Raw genomic sequence first — 25,720 nt, 5'->3', positions numbered from 1 at the left:
CGGACACTCCCCCTAGCGATGCTTCAGGCCTTCGGCGCGAAATTCGGATGAATCACCGCGCCGTCCCGAGTCAGCGCAGTCGCCTTCACCAATTCGTCGTCCCAGTTCACGGCGAGCTTCTTCTCGGCCTTGTCGATCAGCGTTTCGACGAAGGCGAAGAGATTCTTGGCGTAGAGACTGGAGGATGTCGCAGGTAGACGCCCGGGCACATTCAGATGGCCCACGATCTTGACGCCATTCGGCGTGGTCACGATCTCGCCCGGCTTGGCGAGTTCGCAATTGCCGCCGCGCTCGACAGCGAGATCGATGATCACCGAACCCGCCTTCATGCTTTCGACCATCGCGGCCGTGATCAACTTCGGCGCCGGGCGGCCCGGGATCAGCGCGGTGGTGATGACGATGTCCTGCTTGGCGATGTGGCCGGCGGTGAGCTCGGCCTGCTTTGCCCGGTATTCCGGCGACATTTCCTTGGCGTAGCCGCCGGCGGTCTGCGCCTGCTTGAATTCCTCGTCCTCGACGGCGAGGAATTTTGCGCCGAGTGACTCGACCTGTTCCTTGGTGGCGGGGCGCACGTCGGTCGCGGTGACGATGGCGCCGAGACGCCGCGCAGTCGCGATCGCCTGCAGGCCGGCAACGCCGACGCCCATGATGAAGATCTTCGCCGCGGGAACCGTGCCTGCCGCCGTCATCATCATCGGCAGAGCCCGGCCATACTCGGCGGCGCCGTCGATCACGGCCCGATAGCCGGCGAGATTGGCCTGAGAGGACAGGACGTCCATCACCTGCGCACGGGTGATGCGCGGCATAAATTCCATGGCGAAAGCAGCAACATTGGCCTTCGCAAGGCCTTCGACTGCGGCCTCGTTACCGTAAGGATCCATGATGCCGATGACGAGCGCGCCTGCCGGCAGGCCGGCGAGTTCGCTCTCGGCCGGGCGGCGCACCTTGAGAACGATATCGGCGCCCTTCAGCGCCTCCTTGGCGTTCTTGGCGGTGGTCGCGCCGGCAGCCTGGTAGTCAGCGTCGGTAATACCGGAAGCGAGCCCCGCCCCCTTCTCCACTGCGACATCGGCCCCGAGGCCAATGAACTTGCGGACGGTTTCCGGCGTCACGGCGACGCGGGTCTCCGTCCCTTGCGTTTCGGCTGGGACAGCAATGCGCATGGCAGGCGGGGCCTTTCCGGCGTTACATCAGGAGGAGCGCGAGCAGCATCAGAACCAGCGGAACCGCCGGTGCGCGCCAGGACAGCGAGGGAGCGGCAATGCCGACGCCGGTGGCGACGAGGGTCAGGAGCGTGCCGACGACCGCAGTACCCCAGGCGTGCTTGGTGCCACCGACGGCGAGTGCAGCGACGATGGCAAGGCAAGCTGCGGTGGTGACTTCGGCCATGTGGACGAAGCCGCGATAGGTCCGCTCGTGTTCCGGATAATCCATCTGCGGAGCATCGGCTGCGCTGTGTCCGTGGTGGGCCATAAAAACTGTTCCCGCATAAAAAGGTCTCATTGCCGTGTAGCGCACCAGCGAAGGGTCTGGCAACGCGTCAACACGCCATCGCCGCCTGTTTCAGGAGCATTTCAGGCAGTGAAACCGCTTGCTCTGCAAAGCCCTGGAAACAACGGGGATGCCGGAACGAACATCCCCGTCAATGCGCAGCGGCGAGTCCGGCGCGATCGAGTGCCTTCGCCTGAACTTTAGCCACATGCTCGGTCGAGAAATTCTCGATTTCCTGCTCGAACAGGCGATGAAAATTCAGCGCGGCATCGAGATGCAGGAAGACGCCGCCGAGGCCGATCGCGGCGCGGTCCATGAAGACGAACTCACGCGGCACGGTCACCGGTCCGCGCTTCTTCAGCGCCTGGTGCACCTGGAAGGCCTGCTTGCGGCCATACTCCGCCGGACTGACATCTTCGGCGATGCGCCGGGTCCTGTCCTCCAGCAACGGCCCGTAGATGAAACGCGCCCAGATGTTGAGGGTGTCAACCAACTCCTTGGTCAGCCCCTTGAAGCCCCAGGTTTCATAAGCGTGGATCACGCGCGCCTGGTCATTCTCCAGGAGGCCGCGATAGAGATCGACCACCCCGCCGACGAAGGAGGGTGGGAAGATCCGGATGCAGCCATAATCGAGCAGGTTGATGCCTTGTGGCGCCCCCTCTTCCGAGAACACCGTGTAGTTTCCGAGATGCGGATCGCCGTGAATGACGCCGTGATGGCTGAAGGGGCGCCACCAGGCACGGAACATCGCGGTCGAGATCCGATCGCGGGACTCCTGCCCATCCTGCTTATGGTCAAGGATTCGGTCACCCTCGAGCCAGTGCATGGTCAAGAGCCGGCGGGTCGACAGCCCGGCTTCCAGCGCCGGCACGCGCACATCCGACGTCTCGGCCAGCATCGCGCGGTAAAGCGCGATATGTTTCGCCTCGCGGACATAGTCGAGCTCCTCTCGCACCCGCGCGCCGATCTCCTTGGCGATCTCTGTGGTGTCGATCACCGGATCCATGCGTCGATGCAGCGCAAACAGGACGTCGAGCTGGGCGATATCTGCCTCGACCGCCGATTCCATATCCGGATATTGCAGTTTGCAGGCAACCGGCACGCCATCATGCGTCGTTGCCCTGTGCACCTGGCCGAGCGAAGCTGCCGCCGCAGGCTTCAGGTCGAACTCGGCGAAGCGCGTGCGCCATTGCGGCCCGAGCTCCGCCATCATGCGGCGCTTGACGAAGGCCGGCCCCATCGGCGGCGCCTGCGATTGCAGCTTCTGCAACTCGGCGGCGTATTCCGGCGGCACGACGTCGGGAATGGTGGCGACGAGTTGCGCCACCTTCATGATTGGCCCCTTCAGCCCACCCAGCGCCTTGGCCAGCGCCTCGGCATTGCTGAGATTACGGCCTTCCAGCCCGAGCAGCCGCGTCCCGGCAATGCGCGCCGCGACCCCACCGACATTCGCCCCGACGCGAGCGTAACGGGCTGCGCGGGCGGAGAAACGATTGGCTTCGCTGTCACGTTCGGACATGTCGCTCACAGGATCGGCTGCAGGGTGGCGCCCAGGATGTAGGGCACGATCACGGCAGAACCAATGCCGCATGTTGCCCCGTCGCGGCAGCACGGTGCGCCGACGGCACCCCTCATGCGAGAAAGGCCGCGAGATTCGCCAAGGTCGACCGCAAGCCCACGTCGTGATCCTCCGGCCGGATGCCCGCGGGTACATTCTCGCAGCGGATGGCGACCTCTGTGCCGCCCCCGACCGGAGCGAAGCTCCATGTCATCGTCATCGTGCCTGCGAAGGACGGATCCTCCGACACGAACTCGACCGACTGGACGATCCGCTCGTCGGGAAGCAATTCCAGAAAAAGCCCTTGAACGATGTCGGTGTCCTCCGAGGTCTTGCCGGACACTGAATGCTGCGATGCCTCATAGGTCAGGACGATGCGATAGCGCCCGCCTGCCCTCGGCTCGAACAAGAGAACCGCACCGGTCATACCCCGGGGCGGGAGCCAGGACGCCAACGCCTGCGGGTCAAGCAACGCCCGATAGATGGCTTGCGGCGAAGCCCCGATGCGCCTGGAAGCGGTATCTGTTCGCGTCCCACCGCCCCGATGAGCCATGCCCACTCCTTGCCGGCCTCAGCTTGCGCGCCCCGGTGTCAGCGCAACCACGCCAGCCACCTTACCGTAGCGGACGTCCGGTGCACCACCCGCAACACCAAGAGCCCAATGGATACGACGCAACCGGCAGCCGTGCCACAAGCGTCATTTCCCCTTTGTATTTAAGATCCCCGCGATTATGCTAACGACGAGCAGTTGGATCGAAGCCGTTTTAGGGTTGATTGAACAATCCACCCAACATTTGTTGCCCCAACTGCTCGATATTTCCGGCATATCTGAAACCGAATATTTGGCGCATCAGCACAGCAAAATGATTTCGCGCCGCGAAATCGGTTCTCGATGTATCCATCGAGAACCCTCTCACGCATCAATCTGAGATTCATCCTGTATTGGAGGGTCCGATGGCGTCTGGTCGTATTGAAATCGAAACACCGATGGATGGAAGCTGCCCCCGCCAATCAGTTCCCGATTGGCGGGCACGATCCCGCGCCGCGCTGTTCGGCACGGCGACGCTGATATCGCTCGCGCTCATCGGCCCCGCTGCCGCGCAAGCGCCGGCACAGCCACCCGCACAGCAGCAGCGGCCCAACATCGTCTTCATCATGGGGGACGACATCGGCATCTGGAACATCGGCGCCTACCACCGAGGCATGATGGCGGGCCGGACGCCGAACCTCGACAAGCTCGCCGCGGAAGGCATGCTGTTCACAGACTATTACGCCGAAGCGAGCTGCACGGCCGGGCGCGCCAATTTCATTACAGGCGAACTGCCGATCCGCACCGGCATGACCACGGTTGGCCAGGCCGGCGCCCCGACCGGGCTGCCTGCAGAGGCCGTCACGATTGCCACCGCGCTCCAGGGGATGGGCTACGCTACCGGCCAGTTCGGCAAGAACCATCTTGGCGACAAGAACGAGTTCCTGCCGACGGTACACGGGTTCGACGAGTTCTTCGGCTACCTCTATCACCTCGATGCGATGGAAGACCCCTGCCATCCGAACTACCCGCAGAACCTCAGGTCGCAGGTCGGCCCGCGCAATATGGTCCACTCCTTCGCCAGCACCACCGACGATTCAAGCGTCGATCCACGCTGGGGCAAGGTCGGAAAGCAGACGATCACGGACGCAGGGGAGCTGTGCCCGAAGCGCATGGAAACCGTGGATGACGAAATCCGCGACCTTTCCTTCAAGTTCCTCGATAAGGCCAAGGCGGACAACAAGCCATTCTTCCTGTGGCTCAATCCGACCCGGATGCACATCGTCACGCACCTGTCGCCGAAATACGAGGCGATGCGGAACTCGACGAATGGCTGGTCCATCCATGAGGCCGGCATGGCCCAACTCGATGACGATGTCGGTTTGGTAATGAAGAAGCTCAAGGATATGGGCGTGGATGACAACACCATCGTGGTGTTCACCACCGACAATGGCACCGAGGTCTTCACCTGGCCGGACGGTGGCCAGACGCCGTTCGCGCAGAGCAAGGGGACGATCATGGAAGGCGGCTTCCGTGCGCCGGCGATGATCCGCTGGCCGGGCAAAGTGCCGGCGGGCAAGGTCGAGAGCGGTATCATCTCAGGGCTCGACTGGTTCCCGACGTTCCTGGCCGCAGCCGGCAACCCGAACATCACCGAAGAACTGAAGAAGGGTAAGCAGATCGGCGACCGGACCTACAAGGTCTATCTGGACGGCTACAACCAGATGGAGATGATTACCGGCAAGGGCCAGTCGACTCGCAACGAAATCTATTACTTCGGGGAAAGTGAACTCGGCGCCGTGCGAATTGGCGACTACAAGTACCGGTTCATTGATCAGCCCGGCGGCTGGCTCGGCGACAAGACCAAGGTTGACGTACCTTATTTGACCAACCTTCGCCTCGATCCGTTCGAGCGCACGGGTTGGCCCGAGAATGGGACCAAGTCCGGCTCGCAGGAGTACTTTCAATGGTTCAAATATGAGTTCTGGCGCTTCGTCTTCGTTCAGCAACAAGTCGAGAAGTTGGCGATGACGGCGATTGAGTTCCCGCCGATGCAGAGGGGCGCGAGCTTCAATCTCGATGCCGTGAAGGCGAAGATCGAGGCGGCGCGAGCTGCGATGGCTAAGTAACGAAGCGCACGCCTGCATATGCATGACGGGCGGTCCATGCAGGCCGCCCGTTTGTTGCTTCGAGCTTTCGATCTCGGCAGCTCCCGAGCGGAGCTCTCATCCCCGCGCGCTCAGATCTGCCCTCACCTCGGTTGCGCTCGCTGCCCGTCCGCCGGCTGCCTCGACGCGGCGGACCGCCTCTGCGATCAGTTCCGCATTGCTGCGGCGTTCACCGAACGGGGCGTCTTCCAATCCGGCGCGAACATGCACGCCCTGCGCGACCGCGTGCGGAATCAGGTCGCCGAGTTCGACGCCTAGCCCCGCGATCATCACCGGTGCCCGCGGCGCAACCTCGGCAAGCAGCGCAAGATGGGCTTCGAGCGCATAGGCCCTCGGCGGGAAGCCCCAGGCAAAGGCGTCCGAGAACATCAGCCGGTAGATCGGCATCGGCATGCCGGGATAGGCCTTGGCCAGCGCGGCCCCGAGGCGTGTGAAACCGGGCTCATAGATGGCATAGCTCGGATGGACCTTGTGGCGCTGCGCCACCTCCATGCCCTCGCGAATATGCTCGCCGGGGTTCTGATAGATGAAGCCTGCCTCGCCTTGCGGGATACCCGCAAAGGTCGTCCAGTTGCAGGACCCGGGATCGAGCACTCCCCACTCGGCTAGGCCGCGCTTCGCCAGCTCCTCCAGGTGCCAGTAGCGGCCGGAACCGACGATATCGCCGGCATAGCCGGAGCCGACGATGGGGATGGTCGGATAGACGATGGCGTCGACCTTGGCGCGGATGCCCTCGATCGCTTGCGCATAGAGCTCCCAATCGTCGCGCTGGCGGCCAGTCACGACGTCATAGACATGAAGATGGACAATGGCCGCCCCGGCCTCGACCGCCGCAATGCCATCGGCAACGATCTCGGGGATGCTGATCGGAATGCCGGGCTGGCGCTCCCTGCCCCAGGGACCGTTGATCGCGGCTTCGATCCAGATCGTGCTCACGGCGTTTCGTCCTCAGGCCAGGGTGTTGGGAACCGGGCGAGCGTCCCCTTCGATGTCCCAGCAAGAGAGCACCGGGACTCACCATCAGTGCAACACCGCGGTGAGCAAATGAGCTCTGCTTCGGCCTTGCCAGCAGCCCGCGCCAGCACGCTAGAATGCACCAAAGCGGGGAGGAACGGATGGGGCTCCATTTCGAGGACTTTGACCTCGACAGCAGCATCACGACCCGCGGGCGCACCGTCGGCGAGGGCGATATCACGCTGTTCGCCGGCCTTTCCGGCGATTTCAACCCGCTGCATGTCGACAGCGAATATTGCGCAGGCACGCCCTTCGGCGAGCGCATCGCCCACGGCCCGCTGACGCTCGCCATGGCGATCGGCCTGATGTCGCAGCAGAACCTGATCGATGCCACCACCATGGGCCTGCTCGATCTGCACTGGACATTTACCGGGCCGGTGAAGATCGGCGACACGGTCCATGCCGTCGTCACAGCGGTCGAGAAGATACCCAGCCGCAAGCCGGACCGCGGCATCGTCACCCTGCGCCTCGAGGTGCACAACCAGCGCGGCGAGCACATCCAGACCGGCCATCTCAAGCTGCTGATGAAGCGCCGCACCGAGGATCAGGGTTGATGTTGGAACGGCGCCCCAGCTTTCGCGAGACCTTTGAGCGGTTCGTCTGGCAGATCCCCGAGCGGTTCAATATCGGCGTCGCAGCCTGCGACCGCCACGCGGATGGCAGTGGCAAGCCGGCGCTGATCTATGAGGACCAGGGGCACAGCGTCGCAACGATGAGTTTCGACGCACTCAAGCTCGGCACAAACCGGCTCGCCAATATGCTGCGTGGCCACGGCGTCAGACCGGGTGAGCGCGTCGGCATTCTGCTGCCGCAACGCCCGGAAACGGCGATGGCCCATCTCGCCATCTACAAGATGGGTGCGATCGCCCTGCCGCTATTCACCCAGTTCGGGCCGGATGCGCTCGAACACCGGCTGCAGCATAGCGGCGCCTGTACGCTGATCACCGACGGCGAGAACATCGCCAAGATCGAGGCGATCCGCGCGAGCCTGCCGGAACTCAGGCGGATCTTCCTGATCGACGGCGCGGGCCATCTCGACTTCTGGAGCGAGTTGAACAAGGCGTCCGACCGGTTCACGCCGCTCGACACCACGCCCGACGATCCGGCGCTGATCATCTACACCTCCGGCACCACGGGAAAGCCCAAGGGCGCGCTGCATGCGCACCGTGTGCTGCTCGGCCACCTGCCCGGCGTGCAATTGCCGCAGGAATTCTTCCCGCAGGCCGGCGACCTATTCTGGACGCCGGCGGACTGGGCCTGGGCCGGCGGGTTGCTCGATGTTCTGCTGCCGAGCCTGTATTTCGGCGTTCCGGTGCTGGCCTCGCGAGCCCGCAAATTCGATCCGGAGGCAGCCTTCGACCTGATGGCGCGCCACAGCATCCGTAACGCCTTCCTGCCACCGACAGCGCTGAAGCTGATGCGGCAGGTTCGCAATCCAGGAGAGCGTTACGCCTATGCGATGCGCTCGATCGGCACCGGCGGCGAAACGCTCGGCGCCGACATGCTGGCCTGGAGCAAGGAAACTTTCGGCTTCGAGGTCAACGAATTCTACGGCCAGACCGAGGCCAATCTGATCGTCTCCAACTGCGCCAGCCTGTTCCCGGTCAGACCGGGCTCGATGGGGCGGGCCGTTCCCGGCCATCGCGTCGCGGTGATCTCGCCAGAGGGCGCGGTCCTGCCTGCGGGAGAGCAGGGGCTGATTGCGGTCGCGCGACCTGACCCCGTGATGATGCTGGAATACTGGCGCCAACCCGAGGCGACGACGGCGAAGTTCGTTGGCGACTGGCTCGTCACCGGCGATACCGGCGCCTGCGACGAAGACGGCTATTTCTGGTTTCAGGGCCGTGATGACGACATCATTTCCAGCGGCTCCTATCGCATTGGCCCCGGCGATATCGAGGATTGCATCATCCGCCACCCCGCCGTGCTGATGGTCGCGGTGGTCGGCAGCCCGGACCCGCTGCGGACGGAGGTGGTCAAGGCTTTTGTCCTGCCGAAACCGGAGATCACCGCCTCGGCGGCGCTCGCCGCCGAGATCCAGGATTTCGTCAAATCGCGCCTCGCCGCCTACCAGTATCCGCGCGAGATCGAGTTCGTGACGGAATTGCCGATGACCCCGACCGGCAAGATCAGGCGCAAGGATCTGCGGGACCAGGAGATCGCAAGGAAGCGGGGCGGCGAATAGCCAGGCGGAGGTGGTTCAAAGCCAGATCTTCATAGGCCTCTCTTCATGAGGAAGGCCCCTGTCGCCTCGAACAGCCCAGAGCGCGCCTGTTCGAGATGCATCAGATGCGTGCCCTCGGGAATGACGACATCTCGGGTTTCGCTCGAGCCAAGCCGCCCGCGCAGCCATTGTGCATCGCCATCCCTGCACAGGCCGTCCCAGGCGCCGCGCACGATCAGGGTCGGCGCCGTGATGTGAGAGGGGTCGTAGCCGAGCCGCCCCGACCAGGCCGAGGCGATATCAGCGCGAGGCCCTGCGGGGATTTTGACCGCCGGTTCAGGCCTCCTGATTGCGGCTTGCGCATCGCTGGCGAGATAGGCTCGACCCCAGTCTGCGAGTGTGGGTTCAATCAGGACCGGGGAGTGACCTTGCGGGACGTCCTCGATGAAGCGCGCGAGCTGGTCGGCAACCGAGACGAGACGCCACGCCCCGATGCTTTCGGGCGCAAGGAGGACTGGGGTCTTGCGCTGCGCGATGGGCCCGAACAGGACCAGCCGCTCGACACGCTCCGGATGCAGCGAGGCAATGAGCCCGGCGACGATCGTGCCCCAGGAATGCGCGATGAGCGACACGCGGGCCCTTCCAGTAACATTCAGCACGTGCTCGATCACCCGCGCCAGCTGTTTCGCGGCCTCTGGCGCGCGCCCGGATGGCGCATTGTCATGCGCCTGGGCAAGGAAGCTCGCGGGCCTGTCCGAGCCGCCATAGCCTGCGAAATCAAAGCTCCAGACATCGAAGCCGCGCTCCTGCAGGTCGTCCATCCAGGAACGCCCGTCGAAGCGGTATGCAACAGAAAGGGCCGACGGAAAGGTCGCGCCATGAACGTAGACGACGCACGGCCCAGCTCCAGCCACACGCCGGACCAGCAAGCCGGGCATCTCGGCCGTTTCCGTCAACCTCATGACCTCGCCCGCGCCGACGGCGCGCGCTGTGTTGATCGAAGCTATGTTCATGGCTGGCTCCCGCCCTTGCTGGGTGCGCGGGAGACTGCGCCTTCGCATACACGCTGACACCTCGAAACACTTCGGTGCCGACCGAAGGCTTGAGTGGCCCCTCTGGCGCCCTACAAGGCCTCGAGTACTAGCTCGAAGGTCATCAACACCGGATTGTCGCCGCGTCTCAGACGGCCCTGCGCCATCGCACCGGTAAAATCGACCAGCGCCACATCGATCTCTGCGACAAGTCGCCCCTGCGCGGGCTCGATAACCCCGGCCTGAATCGCGACTTCTGTCGCGAAATTCTCGACGATCCGGCCATCCTCGAAATGCGCGCCGATGGTGCTGCCGACGCCGCCATGGATGACGGCACGCCGGATGCCGCGTTCGGCACAGAACTCTTCCAGCGCCGTGGTGAAGTCGACATTCGGGCCCACACGCAGGGCGAAATAACGCCCTTCGCGCGAAGCCCCGGAGAACGGCACTGCGACCGGTCCGAACAGTTTGAAATTCGTCTCCGGATCGGGCGCGGCGGCAAAACCGGCGCCATCGAGGCCCAGCGCCGGTACGGTGACCGTTTCTGCGAGCACGGTGTCGTCCGGCAGGATATGACCGCCGCTCACCTTGCCGTCCGCTTCCGTCCAGAGCGCGTGGCAGTGGAAGAAGGGCGCTCCATCACGCGTGCCGAAGGTCATCGCCCCCGTCTCGACGCGCGTCACGCCAGCAGGCCGAAACGTGTCGCTATAGAAGGCGGCATGCTCCGGTGTCTTCGACAGCGCCGGCATCACATAGGCGAAAGGTCCGAGGACGAGCCCATCGACCGTGACCACGCCACTGGTGAAACCCATAGCCGCAAAGCCGCGGCGCACCGCTTCCAGAAGCGGAAGTCCGGCCGCGAGAGACATCCTGAAGCGTCGGCCATGCGCTTCGATCCATCGAATGCGCTCAGGCGCAGCGGGACCGGGCTGGATGATTTGCCGCATCACCTCTCGCCCCGCATCCGGGCGAGTTCGCCGCGCGCTTCAAGCTCGTCCTTGACCAGCCGCTTCGGCACCTTGCCGTAACCCGACTTCGGCAGCGCCTCCCAGAACAGGAAGCGCTTCGGCATCTTGTAGCGGGCGATCTTGGTCGAGAGGAACTCGGCGAGCTCCGCCTCGCTGGCCTGCGCCCCGGAACATGCGACGCAGACGGCGATACCGATCTCGCCCCAGACCGGATCGGGCACGCCGACCACGGCCACCTCCGCGATTGCAGGATGGGTCAGGATCTTCTCCTCGATCTCGCGCGGATAGATGTTCGAGCCGCCGGAAATGTACATGTCGGACGCGCGCCCGGTGATGTAGACAAAGCCCTGTTCGTCCATGTGGCCGAGGTCACCCGTGCGGAACCAGCCGTCGCGAAATGATTTCGCGTTGGCCTCGGGGTTGTCGTAGTAGCCCGCGAACACGGCCGGGCCGACGACGCAGATTTCGCCCTGCTCCCCTGCCGCGACCTCACGCCCCTCATCATCCTGGATCTGGACCTGCATTCCCGTGCGCTCGAAGCCGCAGGTCCCGATGCGCGCATTCGGGCCATCTTCGGGATCATGCAGGGCTGGCGGCAGCACCGTGATATTGCCGGTGACCTCACCCAGCCCGAAATACTGCACGATCACCTTGCCCAGCTTGCCAAGCGCCGCCTTCTGATCCTCGCGATACATTGGCGCGCCGGCATAAATGACATAGCGCAGCGAGGAGTGGTCATGCGTGTCGACGGCCGGGTGCTCGACCAGCATCTTCAGGATCGTCGGCACGGTGAAGATATTGGTGATGCGGTGGCGCGCGATCAGGCGATAGGCCTCGTCGACGTCAAAACGCTCCGACGGCAGCAGGATCGTCGGCGCGCCGCGCGCCGAAATGACGAGTTGGTGCACGCCCGCGCCGTGGGAGAGAGGCGCGACCACGAGCGATGCATCCGCCTCCGTCGTTCCCGGCATCAGGTCGCAGAGATGATTGGTGACGACGAAACCCATCTGGCCATGGGTGAGCACGGCAGCCTTCGAGCGCCCCGTGGTACCCGAGGTAAAGAAGAACCAACAGGGATCGTCACGCTCGACCGCGGCATTCGCAACGTCTGCACCGGCATGGCGCGCGATCATATCGCCGACCTCGGCCTCGCCAAAGGCTCCCGCCCCGATACGCCAGGTAAAGCGCGGCGCGGGTTCCGCAGCGGCGACCGCCGCAGCATGCTCCGGAAAATCGCCATGGCAGAGGAAGGCCTTCGCACCGGACGCCGTCGCGAGATACTCGACCTCGTCCGGCAGCAGCCTGAAATTGGTCGGCACCCAGATGGCACCAAGCCGGAAGGCCGCGAACATCGAGAAGAACATCGCCTCGCAGTTCTTCGAATGAACCAGGACGCGGTCGCCCTTGCCGATGCCCCGCGCCGCCAGCGCCGCGGCCAGCGCCGAAACCTGCGCATCGATCTCGGCCCATTTCCATTGCCTGTCCCCCCAGATGAAGCCAGGGCGCTGGCCGAAGCGGCGCGCATTCTGGGTGACGATATGGGCAAGGTTCATCACGCGGCGCGTCACGGGCGCGACGCCGCCGCGCGGGGCAGCCTGGCTGGCAAGGGCTTCGGTCACGTCAGGCGCTCCTCGATTTTGTAATTGGGCGTGCCCCCTGCTGCGGGCCGCCGCCTTGGGATGTCTTGCGGACGAACATCTGCGCGAGCAGGCGCTCCATCCTCTCCGCTTCGGTCGTAAGATGGCGCGCCAACTCGACCTGGCGCGCGGGAACCATGCGGCTGTCGATCGCCGCCAGGCTGAGCGCGCCGGCGACGCGGCCGTCCGGATAGCGGAAGGCGATGCCGACGCCCCAGGAACTGGCAACCAGCCGGCCGGGATTGAGCGAAAAGCCGCGCTCCCGGGCCAGCGCCAGATCGGCGCGGATCTCGTCAGGCGGAAACCCGGGATACTGCGTCAGCAGCGCTTTCTCATTTGCCACCATGATCCGCTCGACCTCGCCGTCCGGCAGCGCTGCCAGCATCGCGAGCGAGCCGGCGCCGACCCCGAGCGGGTGCTGCTGGCCAGTCTGCAGCGCGTGGGTCCGGACCGGATAGGTTCCTTCCTCCCGATGCAGGCAGACCGCGTAGTTCTCGCGCTGGATCGAGAGAAAGCTCGTATCCATGGTGATCTCGGACAGGCGCCTCAGGCTCTCCATGGCCAGTTCGAGCAGCCCGTGCCGGCGCGCGGCAAGCACGCCCAGCACGAAAGCCTCCTCGCCGAGGCAGTAATGCCGCGACGCAGCCTCCTGCTCGACGAGCCCCGCGCGCATCAGGGCGAGCAGCAGCCGCCGCGCCGTCGGCTTGTTGAGCCCGCTTTCGATGACGATATCGCTCAGCGGCAACCCGCCCGCGGGCTCACGCCCGATCAAAGCCAGGAGCCGCAAGGCCCGGTCGACACTCTGCGAGCCCGAGAGATCGCCGGCTGATGCAACGAAATGTTCCATCCTGCGGCCTCAGATACAGTCCATAATATGGACCCTTTGATTGTTTGCAGCAGCCTAGTTCGGGCTCAGATAGATTGCAACGCAAGCCTGCTTGTGTATTCTTGGCCCAGTCCGCTGGATCATTCATCCACAGTATGGACCGCGCCGGGCCTCAAGAACGTTCACAAGATCGGCGCGCGGGAGGAAGGGCAGATGTTGTCACGGGATTCCGGCTGGCCGGAGGCCAGCGCCATGACTGAAGCGAATATCCGCTGCGGTTCCGTTCCGACATGCGCACGCCCCGGCGTTGCCAGGGCCACGCAGGCGTGAGCCCGGACATGGCACAGCCCAGCGAGAGCATTGCTCCTTCCGAGAACCCGCTCGATACGGATGCGATCCGCACCGGCTCGGCGATCATGCGGCCGATCGAGATGATCAGCGCCGCGCTGCTGCTCCTGATCGTCGGGCTGCTGCTGCTCGGCGTCACCACACGCTATCTTTTCTCCCTGCCCATTATCTGGATCGACGAAGCCGCCTCGATCTCCTTCCTCTGGCTCGCCATGCTCGGCTCCGCGATCGCGATCGATCGCAATGAGCATCTCAAGCTGACGCTCTTCATCGGCATGATGCCGGAGCGCATGAGCCAGTTCGTGCAGACGCTGGCCCTGGTCGTGGTGGGTGCCTTCCTCGCGGCGATGATCCACCCGGCGATCGACTACACGATCGAGGAATCCTACGTCACCTCGGCCGCGCTCAACATTCCAAACAGCTGGCGCGTCTCCGCCATCGCCTGCGGCATCATCCTGATGTTCGTGCTGACGGTTCGCCACGCCATCCGCACCGCGAGGCTGCCGGACCTGATCGTCGCCGTCGCGCTTGTCGCTGGGCTCGCCGCCGCCTGCTGGGGGCTGATGCCGGTCTTCAAGGGCCTCGGCTATACCAATATCCTGATCTTTCTCGTGATCACGGTCGCGCTCTGCCTCGTCGCCGGCGTGCCGATCGCCTTCTGCTTCGGCATCGGCACACTCGCCTTCCTCGCCTTCAGCACCAGCGTCCCGATGATCGTGATGATTGGGCGTATGGACGAGGGCATGTCGAGCATCATCCTGCTCTCCGTGCCGATCTTCGTGCTGCTCGGCTGCATTCTCGATGCGACGGGCATGGGCAAGGCGATCGTCGATTTCCTGGCCTCGATGCTCGGCCATGTCCGCGCCGGCATGTCCTATGTGCTGCTCGGCTCGCTCTTCCTGGTCTCGGGCATTTCTGGCTCGAAAGTCTCCGACATGGCGACAGTGGCGCCCGCGCTCTTTCCCGAGATGAAGCGCCGCGGCTACCAGCCCAAGGAGCTGATCGCCCTCCTCTCCACCGGCGCGGCCATGGCCGACACGGTGCCCCCGAGCATCGTCCTGATCGTGCTCGGCTCGGTCGCGGGCGTCTCGATCGCCGGGTTGTTCAATGCCGGCTTCGGCATCGCCATGGTGCTCCTCGTCGCGCTGGCGCTTCTGGCACGCTGGAAAGCCATCGGCGAGGACATGAAGGGCGTGCGGCGCGCGCCCATGGCCGTGATCGGTCGCACCGCTTTGATCGCAGGTCCAGCGCTCGTTCTGCCCTTCCTGATCCGCGGAGTGGTCGGCGGTGGCATTGCAACCGCAACCGAGGTCTCGACCATCGCGGTGCTCTACGCCTTCGTCATCGGCATCATCCTCTATGGCGGCATTGGCCTGCGCAAATGCTACGCGATGCTGGTCGAGACGGCGGCGCTCTCGGGCGCGATCCTGATGATCCTCGGCACCGCGCTCGCCATGGCCTGGGCCCTGACCCAGACCGGCTTCGCGCGCGACCTCGCCACTTTCATGGCCGGCCTGCCGGGCGGCTGGCTGACCTTCATGGCCGTGACGATCGTCGTCTTCCTGGTTCTGGGCTGCGTGCTCGAAGGCCTGCCGGCGATCGTGCTGATGGCGCCGCTCATGTTCCCGATCGCCAAGAATCTCGGCATCAACGATGTGCACTATTCGATGGTGGTGGTCACGGCGATGAATATCGGCCTGATGACCCCGCCGATCGGAATCGGCTTCTACATCGCCTGCAAGATCGGCAATGTCTCGCCGGACGAGGCAATGGGCGCGATCTGGCCCTATCTCGTCGCGCTGCTGATCGGCCTTGTCGTCATCGCGGTCGTGCCCGGCCTGTCGACCTGGGTGCTCTGATGCTCCGGCATGGTCGTCACCATCGCAGTGAGGGTTGCAGTTTTGCAGCCCGAAACGCGAGAATCTAGGACAACCGAGATCCCGTCGTCGCGAAGCAAACCAGCGGCGGCGTGAAAGCAACATCGATCAGGGAGAGAAACGCTCATGACCATCTCACGCCGCACTCTGCTGCAGGGCACAGCCGCTGCCGCCACCATCGGCTCCTTCCATATCGGCAGGGCCGAGGCGCAGACCGCCGAATTCACCTACAAATACGCCAACAACCTGCCCGTCGCGCACCCGATGAACATCCGCGCCAACGAGGCAGCAGAGAAGATCAAGCAGGACACCAAGGGCCGGGTCGTCATCCAGATCTTCCCGAACAATCAGCTCGGTTCCGACACCGACATGCTGAGCCAGGTCCGTTCGGGCGGCGTCGAGTTCTTCACGCTGTCGCCGCTGATCCTCTCGACTTTGGTGCCGAACGCCTCGCTCAGCGGCATCGGTTTCGCCTTCCCGAACTATGATGCAGTCTGGAAGGCTCTGGACGGTGAGCTCGGCGCCTATGTCCGCGGCCAGATCGGCAAGGCCAATCTCGTCGTCATGGACAAGATCTGGGACAACGGCTTCCGCCAGATGACGAGCTCGAAGGGCCCGATCAACACACCCGACGATCTCAAGGGCTTCAAGATCCGCGTGCCGGTCAGCCCGCTCTGGACCTCGATGTTCACCGCCTTCCAGTCGGCCCCGGCCAGCATCAACTTCGCCGAGGTCTATACCGCCCTGCAGACCAAGGTGGTCGACGGCCAGGAGAATCCGCTGGCGATCATCGCCACTGCCAAGCTCTTCGAGGTGCAGAAGTACCTCTCCATGACCAACCACATGTGGGACGGCTTCTGGTTCCTGGCGAACCGTCGGGCCTGGGAGAAGCTGCCGGAGGATCTGCGCAAGATCGTCGCCAAGAACCTCGACGACGCAGCGCTGCTCGAGCGCGCCGACGTCGCCAAGCTCAATGCCGGCCTCAAGGACGAACTCGTCTCGAAGGGCATGGTCATCAACGACACCCAGGCGGCTCCCTTCCGCGACGCACTTCGCAAGGCCGGCTTCTATGCCGACTGGAAGAAGAAGTATGGCGACGAGGCCTGGGCCATTCTCGAGAAGGCCGTCGGCAGCAGCCTGAGCTGAGCCGGTCCGCTCATCTTTCAAGCCCGGCGGTGCAACAGCGCCGCCGGGCTTTCATTTGAACCACTCGCCACCTGAAGGAAGCATCTCATGGCCGACCGGCTGAAGGGCAAGACCGCGATCGTTTTCGGTGCCGGCTCCTCGGGCCCGGGCTGGGGCAACGGCAAGGCGGCAGCGGTCGCCTATGCGCGGGAGGGCGCAAGGGTCGTCTGCATCGATCTCGTCCAGGCTGCTGCCGACGAGACAGCGGCCATCATCAGCGAGGAGGGCGGCGAAGCGCTCGCGATCGCAGCCGATGTGACTGAGCAGGGCTCGGTCAATGAGGCCGTCGCGGCAACCATGGCGCGTTTCGGCGGCATCCAGATTTTGCACAACAATGTCGGCGTGACCCATATGGGTGGACCGGTCGAACTCAGCGAGGAGAAGTTCAGGGCTGCGCTCGATCTCAATCTCGGCTCGGTCTATCGCACGGCCAAGGCAGTCATCCCGGCTATGCTTGCGAGCGGCGGAGGCGCGATCGTCAACATCTCCTCGCTCGCCGCGATCCGCTGGACCGGCTACCCCTACTTTGCCTATTACGCCACCAAGGCAGCGGTGAACCAGGCGACGATGGCGCTCGCCATGCAATATGCCCGGCAGAACATCCGGGCGAACTGCATCATGCCGGGCCTGATCGACACGCCGCTGATCTACAAACAGATCTCGGGTCAGTATGCCTCGGTCGACGAGATGGTCGCTGCCCGCAACGCGGCCGTACCGATGGGTAAGATGGGCACGGCCTGGGATATTGCAGCGGCCGCCGTGTTCCTGGCCTCCGAGGAGTCGGCCTTCATCACCGGCGTTTGCCTGCCCGTCGATGGCGGTCAGAGCTGCGCAGTCGCAGCCTTTCCGAGCTGACACCTGGAATACCGGACCGGACACCGCACCCGCTCCGATGATCTGACCTTCTATGCTTGCATCGGCTTTCCCGAAAACCGCAGTCCCCGTTTCGGGCCGATGCTTCAGACGAGCGCCGACTGCATCTCGATCTGATAGCCCTCCGGATCATCGAACACGAATGCCCTGATCCGGAGCGCCTCGTGGCTGCGCGGCGGCTTCAGCGCAGAGACACCGACACTCTCGACATAGGCATGCCAGGCGTCGACATCGGCGACGCGGATGCAGATCTGCACCGGCTTGACCGGATGGGCGCGATGGCTGCCACGGCTCTCGTCGACGAGGCCGACATAGCCCCCCGCGGTGACGCGGTAGATCTTCGACCAGCCCTGGTCGATCGCAAGCTCGAGCCCGAGCACGTCCTCGTAGAAGCCCATCGCCTGCGGCAGATCGCGATAATAGAGGAAGGTGATGAGCTTCTGGGTCGCGTCATGCGACGGTCTTGCAATCGTCAAGGTTTGTCTCCGAACCACGCTGCTATTTGCCCATCACCAGGTTTGGCAGCCAGGTCGTCAGCTTGGCCGCGCCGGCCAATACGTCGTTCTCCGGCCCCGATATTCAGTAGCCCATGCTTCAGTAACTCATGGCCCGGTTGCGGGCGTTCCCGATATGCGCGCTCATCTCGGCTGCGGCCCGTTCGGGATCACGCGCCTCGATGGCCGAGATGATCTTCAGGTGATCCTGCATCACCGGAACCAGGATGTGGTTCTGGATGCGCGTCTCGTACTGACGGATCAGCCTGATCTTCAGCCAGGTGACGCGGAAGGCCTTGGAGACGATGTCGTTGTCGAGATGATCGATGATCGCCTCGTGCATCAGCCGGTCGACATCCTCGGCGTCCTCGATCAGCGTCTCGTCGCCCCCCGCCTCGGCCCTCCGGATGATTGCTTCGTGGCGTTCACGCTGTTCGGCGATCTCTTCGTCCGTCGCCGTTTTCACGTAGAGCGCAGTCGCCTCCTTTTCGAGGAAGAGCCGGAACTGGAACGCATTGCGGATCAGGTTGAGATCGACATGGGCAACCTGCATGCCGCGCTGCGGCACGGTCTTGATCAGACCTTCCGCCTCGAGGCGCGGGATCAGTTCGCGAATGGCGCCGAGCGGCAGGCCAGTCATCGCCACGAGCTCGCGCTGGGTGACGAACTGACCTGGCTTGATCTCGCGCGCCAGCAGCCGCTCGGTGAAGCTGACATAGGCCTTGTCCCGCAGCTTCAGCGGTTCGCCATCGCGCTCCTGATCGTTCTCGCCCATGCGCTCCTGTTCCTCTCGTGGCTCCTCAGGCGGCCTTGGCCCGCGTAATCGTGTCGAAGGCTGCGAACAAGCGCTGTCGCTGCGCCTCGTTCAAGGCCTCGAGCGGCGGCCGCATCGCGCAATAGCCCTTGTCGCCATGCAGATGGCCGACCAGGGCCTTGACTGCCGGCAGGACCGGATAGCTGCAGACCTCGTCGACCAGCGCATTCACCACCGGGCTCTCCGTCCCTTCATAAACCATCGGCCGAAGCAGCCCCGGCACGAGATTGGCGACGCCGCAGATCGAGCCCTGAGCACCGGCCCTCACCGCGCGGGCGAGCAGCCGTTCGTCACCGACCAGGATGGCAAGCTCACCGTGAGCCTTGAGCAGGGCTTCGGTATTCGCATAGCTGCCCGAGGAATCCTTCACCCCACTGACGATGCCCGGAAACGCCTTCTTCAGCCGCTCGACCAGCCCGACGCTGATGTCGACCGCCGTGACCGATGGGATGTGGTAGAGGATGGTGTTGCGGGCGGACGGCCCCAGCTTCTCGAAGAACTGCGAGAACCAGACAAAGAGGCCCTCGTCGCTGACACCCTTGAAGTAGAAGGGCGGCGCGACCAGCAGGCCCTTGGCGCCGATATCGAGCGCGACCTTGGCCTGCTCGATCGATTCATGCAGCGAGGCAGCGGCGACGCCGGCATAGATCTGCGTGCCAGGATCGACGCCGGCGCCGACCAGCGCGCCCAGCATCGCGGTACGCGCCGGCAAGCCAAGCGCCGCGCCCTCGCCCGTCGTGCCGAACAGCGTGACGGAGTCACAGCCTTCCGCCAGCACGTGGCGCGCATGCTTGACGAGGCGAGGCAGATCGACTGCTCCGCCCTCCCGCATCGGCGTCGTGATGGCGCAGGAAAGGCCAAAGCGGTTTGGGTCGATAGCCATTGGAGGGAGCTTTCCTGAGATATGAATGTCTGACATGTTAGTCTGCAGTCAACCCTGACGCAAGGTCGGGAGGTCGCGGAAATCGGGATGCGGCTCAGCCATCCTTCAGCCCCCCGGCCGACAATCCGGCGACGATCTCACGCTGGGCCAGCACCGTCAGCAGCAACACCGGCAGCGTCACCAGCAGCGCGGCGGCGGCGAGCGGCCCCCAGGAAATCTGCTCGAAGGTCAGGGAGTTGTAGACGGCAGACGGCAAGGTCCGGCTGTTCTTGCCGCCGAGCACGACCGAGAAGATGAAGTTGTTCCAGGAGAAGATGAAGGCGAGGATGCCGCCGACCACGATGCCGGGCCGCGCCAGCGGCAGCGCGACATGGCGGAAGGCCTGCCACGTCGTCGCACCGTCGATGCGCGCCGCATCCTCCAGTTCCATCGGCACATTCTCGAAATAGCCGATCATGATCCAGACGATGATCGGAATGGTGATGACGAGATGGGTGATCACCAGCGCGCTGATGCTGCCGACGAGCCCGGTCATCTGGAACAACAGGAAGAGCGGGATCAGGTAGGACAAGGCCGGCGTCATGCGGGCGACCAGGATCAGGATCGCGAACTTCGTCGCCTTGCCGCGGGCGATGCCGTAGCCCGCTGGCACGCCGACCCCGAGCCCGATCAGCACGGCCCCGCCCGTGACCAGGATCGAATTCCAGAGATAGAGCGCGAAGTTGTTCTTCTCGAAGACGTTGAGATAGTTCGCCAGCGTCGGCGGGTTCGGGATGAAGACCGGCGGGAAAGCGGTGTTGTCGAGTTCGTTTTTGAACGAGAGCGACAGCATCCAGAGGAAGACGAGGACGGCCGGCGAAACCAGTACGAAGACCGAAAGCGCAAAACCGATCTTGGAGGCGAGCCGCTTCATTCCGCGTTCCACTTCGACTTCTGGCGCGCGTAGAGCAGCAGCAGCGAGAGCATGATGATGATGACGAAGAAGATCACCACCACGGCCGAGGCGTAGCCGATCTTGTAGAACTGGAAGGCCTGCAGATAGAGGAAGATGTTGAGCGTCTCAGACGCCGTGCCCGGCCCGCCCTGGGTGATCACGAAGATCGTGTCGAAGGCCTTCAGCGCATCGATGGTGCGGATCACGATCGCCACCATGATGAAGGGCCAGACCAGCGGCAGCGTGATGTGGCGGAACATGTGCCAGGAGTTGGCGCCGTCGATCAGCGCAGATTCATAGGGTTCCTTCGGCAAGCCGGCCAGACCGCCGAGCACGATCAGCATGACGAGCGGCGTCCAGTGCCAGACTTCGACCAGGATCAGCGTCGGGATCACGGTATGGGGATCGTAGACCCAGGGCTGGGGTCCAACCCCGACGAGCGATAGCAGGTAGTTCAGCACGCCGAGCTGCGGGTGGAACATCATCGTCCAGACCAGCGCGACAGCGACGGGCGTCGCCATCATCGGCATCACGAAAATGGTGCGCAGCAGCCCTCGGAACGGGAACTCGCGGTGGAAGACCAGGGCCGCCGCCGTACCGAAGACGATCGGCAGCACCACGGCGAGGACCGTGAAATAGGCGGTATGCCCCATCGATTCGAGGAAGCGCGTATCGCGGAACAGCTCCGAGAAGTTCTGCAGGCCGACGAATTCCGGGCCTCCGCCGATCTTCCAGTCATGGCCCGACATGTAGAGCGTAAACAGCCATGGGAAGACGATCACCCCGAGGATGACCAGCACGGCTGGCAACGAGAACAGCCAGTAGCGCGGCGTAAAATCCGCTGAATGTCTCGCAGGCAGCACCTTGGGCGTCGCGAGATCCGCTGGCATGGCGGTTGTGTTGGTCATGTTCTGCGCTTTGCTGAAAACGGTTTGTCATGCCCGCCCTGTGGCAGGCATCCGCGTCGTGAACATCGCCCTCCCCGAACGGGGAAAGCCATCATGGCCAGGGCATGCCCGGCCATGATGGCGATGGTCGTCAGCCCTGTTCGCTCTTGACCAGGACCGGCGCGAAGGTTTCGGTCGCCTTCTTCAATTCCGCAGCGACATCGGCACCGCCGAGCGCATTGGTCAGCGCCACGCCGAAGACATCGCGGAATTCGGTCACCGGAACAATCTGCGGCAGCGCAGCGCGGGCGACCTTGGCCGAGCCAAGCAGACACTCGAAATACTGCTTGCCGAATTTCGACTGCGAGATGGTCTCGGTGTCGAGATAGGCCGAGGCCCGCCCGGGCGCCCCGGCGCCGGCCTTGAGCATCGCGATCTGCTGCGCCTTGCTTGTCATGAACTGGAGATAGAGCCAGGCGGCCTGCTTTTTCTGCGAGCCGCGCGAAATGCCCATGCCATCGGCGAACATCCCGGCATGATGCGCCTTCGGCCCGGGCGGTGTGATGCCGTAGCCGACCTTGCCGACGATGCGCGACTTCGTCGGGTCCTCGAGCGGCGTGGCAAAGCCGATGCCGTCGAGCCACATCGCGGCGCGACCCTGCATGAAGGTGGTCTGGCATTCATTCCAGTTGAAGCCGACCTGACCGGCCGGGCCGGTCTCCCTGTTCAGCTTCTTGTAAAGCTCGCCTGCCCACGCCGCTTCGGGCGTATCGGTGAGCAGCTTGCCTTCGGGCGAGGTGGTCTCGATGCCCTGGCCGAGCAACAGGCTGGCCCAGACCGGGACATTAGCGTTCTTCAGGCCGCGCGAGACGAAGCCGGCGATCCCCTTGGCCGGATCATGCAGCTTGGCCGCGACCGTGGCGATCTCGTCCATCGTCTTGGGATAGGCCACGCCCTTCGCGTCGAAGAGCTCCTTGTTGTAGTAGATCATCCAGTAATCGACGAAGAACGGGATCGTATCGAGCGATCCGTCGGCCTGGCGGGCGTAGGCGACCGGTCCCGCGCCAAAATCATCGAAATTGAAGTCCGGCGAGGTCAGCGAGGCGTCCTTGATGAAGGGCGTCAGATCCTCGAACCACTTGCCCTTGGCGGCCATGCGCTTCTGCACATGCAGCGAGATGCCGCTGACGTCGAAGCTCGGCTTGCCCGAGGCGAACTCGATGACCGCCTTCTGGCGCTGCTGCTGCTCCGGCACCTGTTCGGCCGAAACCTTGATTCCGGTGAGCTCGGTGAATTCCTTCTCGGCCGCCTGCATCAGGTCGGAACGCGGGTTCTTCACCAACAGCACGTCGATCGTCGTGCCGGCAAAGCGCTTCCAGTTGAAGGCCGCCTGCGCATGGGCTTCGCGCAGAACCATCGGCGAACCGACGGCGCCCGCCGCGCCCAACGCTGCAGCCCCGCGCAGAAGCGCGCGCCGGCTCGGCCTCAGAATGCTGTCTGTCATGATTGTCCTCCCTGTGGACGCGAATTGCGGCCCGTTGACGAGCCTGCCTGATTATCCGGCTGTACGCCGGTCCCGTCGAGACTTTGCTCTTCGGATCCGGTGCTGACGCTAATCGCGTTCGAGGTCGGTTGCAAGCTGACATGTTGGCGTGCACATAGTCGCTGCAGTACATTCATGGACCCGTCGCCATGCCCCCAGCTGCGCCGCCCCTCCCCATGCGAACTCTTGGCCGTACCGGGTTGAGCGTTTCCACGCTCGGCTTCGGCGGGGCGCCTCTCGGCGATCTCTATGCAAGGCTCGACGAGGCTCAGGCCGTCGCAACCGTGGAGGCCGCCGTCGCCGGCGGCGTCACCCTGATCGATACCTCGCCGCTCTATGGCCACGGATTGTCCGAGCATCGCATCGGTGCGGCATTGCGCCGGGTCGGCCGCGAGAATGTGCTGCTCTGCAGCAAGGTCGGCCGCGTCGCACAGCCCTTCGCGGGGCGCGGCACCGGCTCGGGCTATCTGGGCGGCCTGCCGCATGGCATGCGTTTCGACTATTCCTATGACGGGGCCATGCGCTCGCTCGAACAATCGGCCCTCAGGCTCGGCACGGACCATATCGATATCGTCCTGATCCATGACGTCGACATCTGGACCCATGGCGCGGACGCTATCGAGAACCGGTTCTTCGAGGCAATGGCCGGCGCCTACCGCGCGCTCGACAAATTGCGGGCGGCCGGTACGGTCAAGGCGATCGGAGTCGGGGTCAATGAAGCGGAGATGTGCGAGCGCTTTGCCCATGCCGGCGACTTCGACACGATGCTGCTGGCCGGCCGTTATTCGCTGCTGGAACAGCCGGCGCTCGCATCCTTCATGTCGCTCGCGCAGAAGAAGGGCATCGGCCTGATGCTCGGCGGCGTCTTCAATTCCGGCATCCTGGCCACGGGCTCCGTTGCTGGCGCCAGGTACAATTACAAGCCGGCTCCGCCCGAGATCCTCGCGCGGGTTGCCGCCATCGAGACGATCTGCCGGCACCACGAGGTGCCACTGCGCCGTGCGGCGCTGCAGTTCCCGCTGGGCCACCCCGCCGTTTCCAGTGTCGTCCTGGGGGCGGTCTCACCCGCGGAGGTCGCCGACCAACTTGCCGAAATCGCCGCGCCGGTTCCGTCCGAGCTCTGGAGCGCGCTCAAGGCCGAAGGCCTGCTCGGCGCTGACATTCCTGTGCCGGAATAGCCCGATGCGGATCGACGCCCATCAGCATTACTGGCAGCTCTCACGCGGCGACTATGGTTGGCTGACCCCGGCACTGGGCCCGATCCACCGCGACTTCGGGCCACTGGACCTGGCACCGCTGCTGGCACGGCACGGCATCGCGCGCACCATCCTGGTCCAGGCCGCGCCGACCGAGGCAGAGACGGCATTCCTGCTCGGCATCGCAGAGGACGACCAAAGCGTCGCCGGCGTTGTCGGCTGGTGCGATTTCGATGCACTCGATGCGTCCGAGCGGATTGCCCGCCTGAGCGGCAACCCGCTGCTGGTCGGGCTCAGGCCCATGGTCCACGACATTCCCGACGAGAACTGGCTGGCCCGCCCTTCCCTTGCGCCCGCCTTCGCGGCGGTGGCAGCCCATGACCTCGTCTTCGACGCGCTGCTGCGACCGCGGCACATTGCGCCACTATTGGCCGTTCTCGATCGACATCCGACGCTCGCCGTCGTTGTCGACCATGCCGCAAAGCCGGATCTCATCAGTGGGGAGATCGCGAATTGGCGCGAGGATATCGCCGCGGTCGCAGCGCGGCCCCAGACCTTCTGCAAGATCTCGGGCCTCGTCACAGAAGCCTCGGCCGGCTGGACCATCGAGACCCTGCGCCCGGTCGTTTCGCATCTGCTCGCCGTCTTCGGTCCCGATCGCCTGCTCTGGGGCAGCGACTGGCCCGTCGTCACCTTGCGGGCCGACTATTCCCGCTGGTTCGAAACCGTCGCGGAATTGCTGGCGCCCCTGCCCGAAGCCGATCGCGCCGCGATCATGGGCGGCAATGCCCAAAGGCTCTATCTCTCCCACCGAGGACGCAACTGATATGCTGAAGGGCATCGACCCTGTCTTGAGCGCCGATCTGCTCTGGGTTCTGGCCGCGATGGGCCATGGCGACGATCTGGCCATTGTCGATGCCAATCATCCGGCCGATACCGTTGCCAGCGCGACCGCCAGCGGAAGGCTGATCCGACTGCCCGGCCTTTCGATGGCCCGCGCGACCCGCGCCATCCTCTCCGTCCTGCCAATCGACGATTTCGAGCCCGGCTCGCTGCGTCGCATGGAGGTTGTCGGCAAGCCCGACGAGATCCCGCCGGTCCAGGCCGAGGTTCAGGCCGAAATCGACCGCGCCATGGGAGAGCCCGTGCCATGCCTAGGCATCGAACGTTTCGCCTTCTATGCCGCGGCGAAGGCGAGCTTCGCTGTCGTCCAGGTCGGCGACCCACGGCCCTATGGCTGCTTTCTGCTGCGCAAGGGCGTCATCGCGGGTCTTCCAGGCTGAGCCCGCACGAGGGTTGG

The 25,720-nt window shown here is 64.4% G+C and carries 24 protein-coding genes; 9 read left to right on the top strand and 15 right to left on the bottom strand.

Annotation, left to right across the window (positions count from 1 at the left end; all coding sequences use genetic code 11):
• Positions 1 to 23: 23 nt before the first annotated feature.
• From BIWAKO_RS15235 to BIWAKO_RS15220, 4 genes are all read right to left on the bottom strand, one after another.
• Positions 24 to 1,163 carry a Re/Si-specific NAD(P)(+) transhydrogenase subunit alpha gene (locus BIWAKO_RS15235; protein WP_069879376.1) on the bottom strand — a complete coding sequence of 380 codons (1,140 nt, stop codon included), beginning with the start codon at positions 1,161 to 1,163 and terminating at the stop codon, positions 24 to 26.
• Positions 1,164 to 1,185: 22 nt separating this feature from the next.
• The gene (locus BIWAKO_RS15230) at positions 1,186 to 1,473 is read right to left on the bottom strand and encodes an aa3-type cytochrome c oxidase subunit IV (protein ID WP_069879375.1); all 288 of its coding nucleotides are present in this window, start codon (positions 1,471 to 1,473) and stop codon (positions 1,186 to 1,188) included.
• Positions 1,474 to 1,642: 169 nt separating this feature from the next.
• Positions 1,643 to 3,010, bottom strand: coding sequence for an ABC1 kinase family protein (locus BIWAKO_RS15225; RefSeq protein ID WP_069879374.1), 1,368 nt, complete (start codon positions 3,008 to 3,010; stop codon positions 1,643 to 1,645).
• 112 nt (positions 3,011 to 3,122) lie between these two features.
• Positions 3,123 to 3,602 carry an SRPBCC family protein gene (locus BIWAKO_RS15220; protein WP_069879373.1) on the bottom strand — a complete coding sequence of 160 codons (480 nt, stop codon included), beginning with the start codon at positions 3,600 to 3,602 and terminating at the stop codon, positions 3,123 to 3,125.
• Positions 3,603 to 4,036: 434 nt separating this feature from the next.
• Here BIWAKO_RS15220 and BIWAKO_RS15215 point away from each other — a divergent pair, with 434 nt between their 5' ends.
• Complete coding sequence (locus BIWAKO_RS15215) at positions 4,037 to 5,707, top strand: arylsulfatase (protein ID WP_141740368.1); 1,671 nt, start codon at positions 4,037 to 4,039, stop codon at positions 5,705 to 5,707.
• Positions 5,708 to 5,803: 96 nt separating this feature from the next.
• On the opposite strand, the gene BIWAKO_RS15210 is transcribed toward BIWAKO_RS15215, so the two are convergent.
• The gene (locus BIWAKO_RS15210; protein ID WP_069879372.1) at positions 5,804 to 6,682 is read right to left on the bottom strand and encodes a beta-keto acid cleavage family enzyme; all 879 of its coding nucleotides are present in this window, start codon (positions 6,680 to 6,682) and stop codon (positions 5,804 to 5,806) included.
• Positions 6,683 to 6,861: 179 nt separating this feature from the next.
• Between BIWAKO_RS15210 and BIWAKO_RS15205 the strand changes: the two genes are divergently transcribed.
• Positions 6,862 to 7,314 (top strand): MaoC/PaaZ C-terminal domain-containing protein, encoded by a 453-nt coding sequence (locus BIWAKO_RS15205; protein ID WP_069879371.1) that lies wholly within the window; start codon positions 6,862 to 6,864, stop codon positions 7,312 to 7,314.
• Positions 7,314 to 8,945, top strand: a complete 1,632-nt coding sequence (locus tag BIWAKO_RS15200) for an acyl-CoA synthetase (protein ID WP_069879370.1) — start codon at positions 7,314 to 7,316, stop codon at positions 8,943 to 8,945. The genes BIWAKO_RS15205 and BIWAKO_RS15200 overlap by 1 nt, the downstream gene beginning before the upstream one ends.
• A 29-nt stretch (positions 8,946 to 8,974) precedes the next feature.
• Here the strand turns inward: BIWAKO_RS15200 and BIWAKO_RS15195 are convergent, their stop codons facing one another.
• From BIWAKO_RS15195 to BIWAKO_RS15180, 4 genes are all read right to left on the bottom strand, one after another.
• Positions 8,975 to 9,937: an alpha/beta fold hydrolase gene (locus tag BIWAKO_RS15195; RefSeq protein WP_069879369.1), complete on the bottom strand. Its 963-nt coding sequence runs from the start codon at positions 9,935 to 9,937 to the stop codon at positions 8,975 to 8,977.
• Between the two features lie 110 nt (positions 9,938 to 10,047).
• Entirely contained in the window at positions 10,048 to 10,902 is an 855-nt protein-coding gene (locus BIWAKO_RS15190) for a PCC domain-containing protein (protein WP_069879368.1), read from the bottom strand.
• The gene (locus BIWAKO_RS15185; protein ID WP_074471558.1) at positions 10,902 to 12,542 is read right to left on the bottom strand and encodes an acyl-CoA synthetase; all 1,641 of its coding nucleotides are present in this window, start codon (positions 12,540 to 12,542) and stop codon (positions 10,902 to 10,904) included. The genes BIWAKO_RS15190 and BIWAKO_RS15185 overlap by 1 nt, the downstream gene beginning before the upstream one ends.
• A gap of 1 nt (position 12,543) precedes the next feature.
• A complete protein-coding gene (locus BIWAKO_RS15180; protein ID WP_069879367.1) occupies positions 12,544 to 13,407 on the bottom strand; it encodes an IclR family transcriptional regulator in 864 nt (287 codons plus the stop codon).
• A 317-nt stretch (positions 13,408 to 13,724) separates the two neighbouring features.
• Between BIWAKO_RS15180 and BIWAKO_RS15175 the strand changes: the two genes are divergently transcribed.
• From BIWAKO_RS15175 to BIWAKO_RS15165, 3 genes are all read left to right on the top strand, one after another.
• Positions 13,725 to 15,593, top strand: a complete 1,869-nt coding sequence (locus tag BIWAKO_RS15175; RefSeq protein ID WP_069879366.1) for a TRAP transporter large permease — start codon at positions 13,725 to 13,727, stop codon at positions 15,591 to 15,593.
• Positions 15,594 to 15,737: 144 nt separating this feature from the next.
• Complete coding sequence (locus tag BIWAKO_RS15170) at positions 15,738 to 16,757, top strand: TRAP transporter substrate-binding protein (protein WP_069879365.1); 1,020 nt, start codon at positions 15,738 to 15,740, stop codon at positions 16,755 to 16,757.
• A gap of 87 nt (positions 16,758 to 16,844) precedes the next feature.
• Complete coding sequence (locus tag BIWAKO_RS15165; protein ID WP_069879364.1) at positions 16,845 to 17,651, top strand: SDR family NAD(P)-dependent oxidoreductase; 807 nt, start codon at positions 16,845 to 16,847, stop codon at positions 17,649 to 17,651.
• A 104-nt stretch (positions 17,652 to 17,755) separates the two neighbouring features.
• Here the strand turns inward: BIWAKO_RS15165 and BIWAKO_RS15160 are convergent, their stop codons facing one another.
• From BIWAKO_RS15160 to BIWAKO_RS15135, 6 genes are all read right to left on the bottom strand, one after another.
• Complete coding sequence (locus BIWAKO_RS15160) at positions 17,756 to 18,145, bottom strand: VOC family protein (RefSeq protein WP_244523453.1); 390 nt, start codon at positions 18,143 to 18,145, stop codon at positions 17,756 to 17,758.
• A 118-nt stretch (positions 18,146 to 18,263) separates the two neighbouring features.
• Positions 18,264 to 18,938: a GntR family transcriptional regulator gene (locus BIWAKO_RS15155; RefSeq protein WP_069879363.1), complete on the bottom strand. Its 675-nt coding sequence runs from the start codon at positions 18,936 to 18,938 to the stop codon at positions 18,264 to 18,266.
• Positions 18,939 to 18,963: 25 nt separating this feature from the next.
• Positions 18,964 to 19,860, bottom strand: a complete 897-nt coding sequence (locus BIWAKO_RS15150) for a dihydrodipicolinate synthase family protein (RefSeq protein WP_069879362.1) — start codon at positions 19,858 to 19,860, stop codon at positions 18,964 to 18,966.
• Positions 19,861 to 19,954: 94 nt separating this feature from the next.
• Positions 19,955 to 20,773 (bottom strand): carbohydrate ABC transporter permease, encoded by an 819-nt coding sequence (locus BIWAKO_RS15145; protein ID WP_069879361.1) that lies wholly within the window; start codon positions 20,771 to 20,773, stop codon positions 19,955 to 19,957.
• Positions 20,770 to 21,684 (bottom strand): carbohydrate ABC transporter permease, encoded by a 915-nt coding sequence (locus BIWAKO_RS15140; RefSeq protein ID WP_141740366.1) that lies wholly within the window; start codon positions 21,682 to 21,684, stop codon positions 20,770 to 20,772. The genes BIWAKO_RS15145 and BIWAKO_RS15140 overlap by 4 nt, the downstream gene beginning before the upstream one ends.
• A 148-nt stretch (positions 21,685 to 21,832) precedes the next feature.
• A complete protein-coding gene (locus BIWAKO_RS15135; RefSeq protein ID WP_069879360.1) occupies positions 21,833 to 23,185 on the bottom strand; it encodes an ABC transporter substrate-binding protein in 1,353 nt (450 codons plus the stop codon).
• 188 nt (positions 23,186 to 23,373) lie between these two features.
• Here BIWAKO_RS15135 and BIWAKO_RS15130 point away from each other — a divergent pair, with 188 nt between their 5' ends.
• From BIWAKO_RS15130 to BIWAKO_RS15120, 3 genes are read left to right on the top strand one after another with little or no spacing between them, the layout of a single operon-like run.
• On the top strand, positions 23,374 to 24,402 hold the full coding sequence (locus BIWAKO_RS15130; protein WP_069879359.1) for an aldo/keto reductase: 1,029 nt from the start codon (positions 23,374 to 23,376) through the stop codon (positions 24,400 to 24,402).
• A gap of 4 nt (positions 24,403 to 24,406) precedes the next feature.
• Positions 24,407 to 25,246 (top strand): amidohydrolase family protein, encoded by an 840-nt coding sequence (locus tag BIWAKO_RS15125; protein ID WP_069879358.1) that lies wholly within the window; start codon positions 24,407 to 24,409, stop codon positions 25,244 to 25,246.
• Between the two features lies 1 nt (position 25,247).
• Complete coding sequence (locus tag BIWAKO_RS15120; RefSeq protein WP_069879357.1) at positions 25,248 to 25,703, top strand: RbsD/FucU family protein; 456 nt, start codon at positions 25,248 to 25,250, stop codon at positions 25,701 to 25,703.
• Positions 25,704 to 25,720: the final 17 nt, after the last annotated feature.

This window comes from Bosea sp. BIWAKO-01 (genome assembly GCF_001748145.1).
GTDB lineage: Bacteria > Pseudomonadota > Alphaproteobacteria > Rhizobiales > Beijerinckiaceae > Allobosea.
Note: the sequence above shows the minus strand (reverse complement) of the source record. Positions and strands in the feature narration are given on the sequence as shown.

Bases quoted from the DNA above. Each gene is read 5' to 3' on its own strand.
- BIWAKO_RS15130 (WP_069879359.1), top strand. From the start codon at position 23,374: ATGCCCCCAGCTGCGCCGCCCCTCCCCATGCGAACTCTTGGCCGTACC.
- BIWAKO_RS15200 (WP_069879370.1), top strand. From the start codon at position 7,314: ATGTTGGAACGGCGCCCCAGCTTTCGCGAGACCTTTGAGCGGTTCGTC.
- BIWAKO_RS15140 (WP_141740366.1), bottom strand. From the start codon at position 21,684: ATGCCAGCGGATCTCGCGACGCCCAAGGTGCTGCCTGCGAGACATTCA.
- BIWAKO_RS15205 (WP_069879371.1), top strand. From the start codon at position 6,862: ATGGGGCTCCATTTCGAGGACTTTGACCTCGACAGCAGCATCACGACC.
- BIWAKO_RS15155 (WP_069879363.1), bottom strand. From the start codon at position 18,938: ATGGGCGAGAACGATCAGGAGCGCGATGGCGAACCGCTGAAGCTGCGG.
- BIWAKO_RS15175 (WP_069879366.1), top strand. From the start codon at position 13,725: ATGGCACAGCCCAGCGAGAGCATTGCTCCTTCCGAGAACCCGCTCGAT.
- BIWAKO_RS15165 (WP_069879364.1), top strand. From the start codon at position 16,845: ATGGCCGACCGGCTGAAGGGCAAGACCGCGATCGTTTTCGGTGCCGGC.
- BIWAKO_RS15235 (WP_069879376.1), bottom strand. From the start codon at position 1,163: ATGCGCATTGCTGTCCCAGCCGAAACGCAAGGGACGGAGACCCGCGTC.
- BIWAKO_RS15225 (WP_069879374.1), bottom strand. From the start codon at position 3,010: ATGTCCGAACGTGACAGCGAAGCCAATCGTTTCTCCGCCCGCGCAGCC.
- BIWAKO_RS15180 (WP_069879367.1), bottom strand. From the start codon at position 13,407: ATGGAACATTTCGTTGCATCAGCCGGCGATCTCTCGGGCTCGCAGAGT.
- BIWAKO_RS15170 (WP_069879365.1), top strand. From the start codon at position 15,738: ATGACCATCTCACGCCGCACTCTGCTGCAGGGCACAGCCGCTGCCGCC.
- BIWAKO_RS15220 (WP_069879373.1), bottom strand. From the start codon at position 3,602: ATGGCTCATCGGGGCGGTGGGACGCGAACAGATACCGCTTCCAGGCGC.
- BIWAKO_RS15230 (WP_069879375.1), bottom strand. From the start codon at position 1,473: ATGGCCCACCACGGACACAGCGCAGCCGATGCTCCGCAGATGGATTAT.
- BIWAKO_RS15135 (WP_069879360.1), bottom strand. From the start codon at position 23,185: ATGACAGACAGCATTCTGAGGCCGAGCCGGCGCGCGCTTCTGCGCGGG.
- BIWAKO_RS15190 (WP_069879368.1), bottom strand. From the start codon at position 10,902: ATGCGGCAAATCATCCAGCCCGGTCCCGCTGCGCCTGAGCGCATTCGA.
- BIWAKO_RS15120 (WP_069879357.1), top strand. From the start codon at position 25,248: ATGCTGAAGGGCATCGACCCTGTCTTGAGCGCCGATCTGCTCTGGGTT.
- BIWAKO_RS15145 (WP_069879361.1), bottom strand. From the start codon at position 20,773: ATGAAGCGGCTCGCCTCCAAGATCGGTTTTGCGCTTTCGGTCTTCGTA.
- BIWAKO_RS15195 (WP_069879369.1), bottom strand. From the start codon at position 9,937: ATGAACATAGCTTCGATCAACACAGCGCGCGCCGTCGGCGCGGGCGAG.
- BIWAKO_RS15215 (WP_141740368.1), top strand. From the start codon at position 4,037: ATGGATGGAAGCTGCCCCCGCCAATCAGTTCCCGATTGGCGGGCACGA.
- BIWAKO_RS15150 (WP_069879362.1), bottom strand. From the start codon at position 19,860: ATGGCTATCGACCCAAACCGCTTTGGCCTTTCCTGCGCCATCACGACG.
- BIWAKO_RS15125 (WP_069879358.1), top strand. From the start codon at position 24,407: ATGCGGATCGACGCCCATCAGCATTACTGGCAGCTCTCACGCGGCGAC.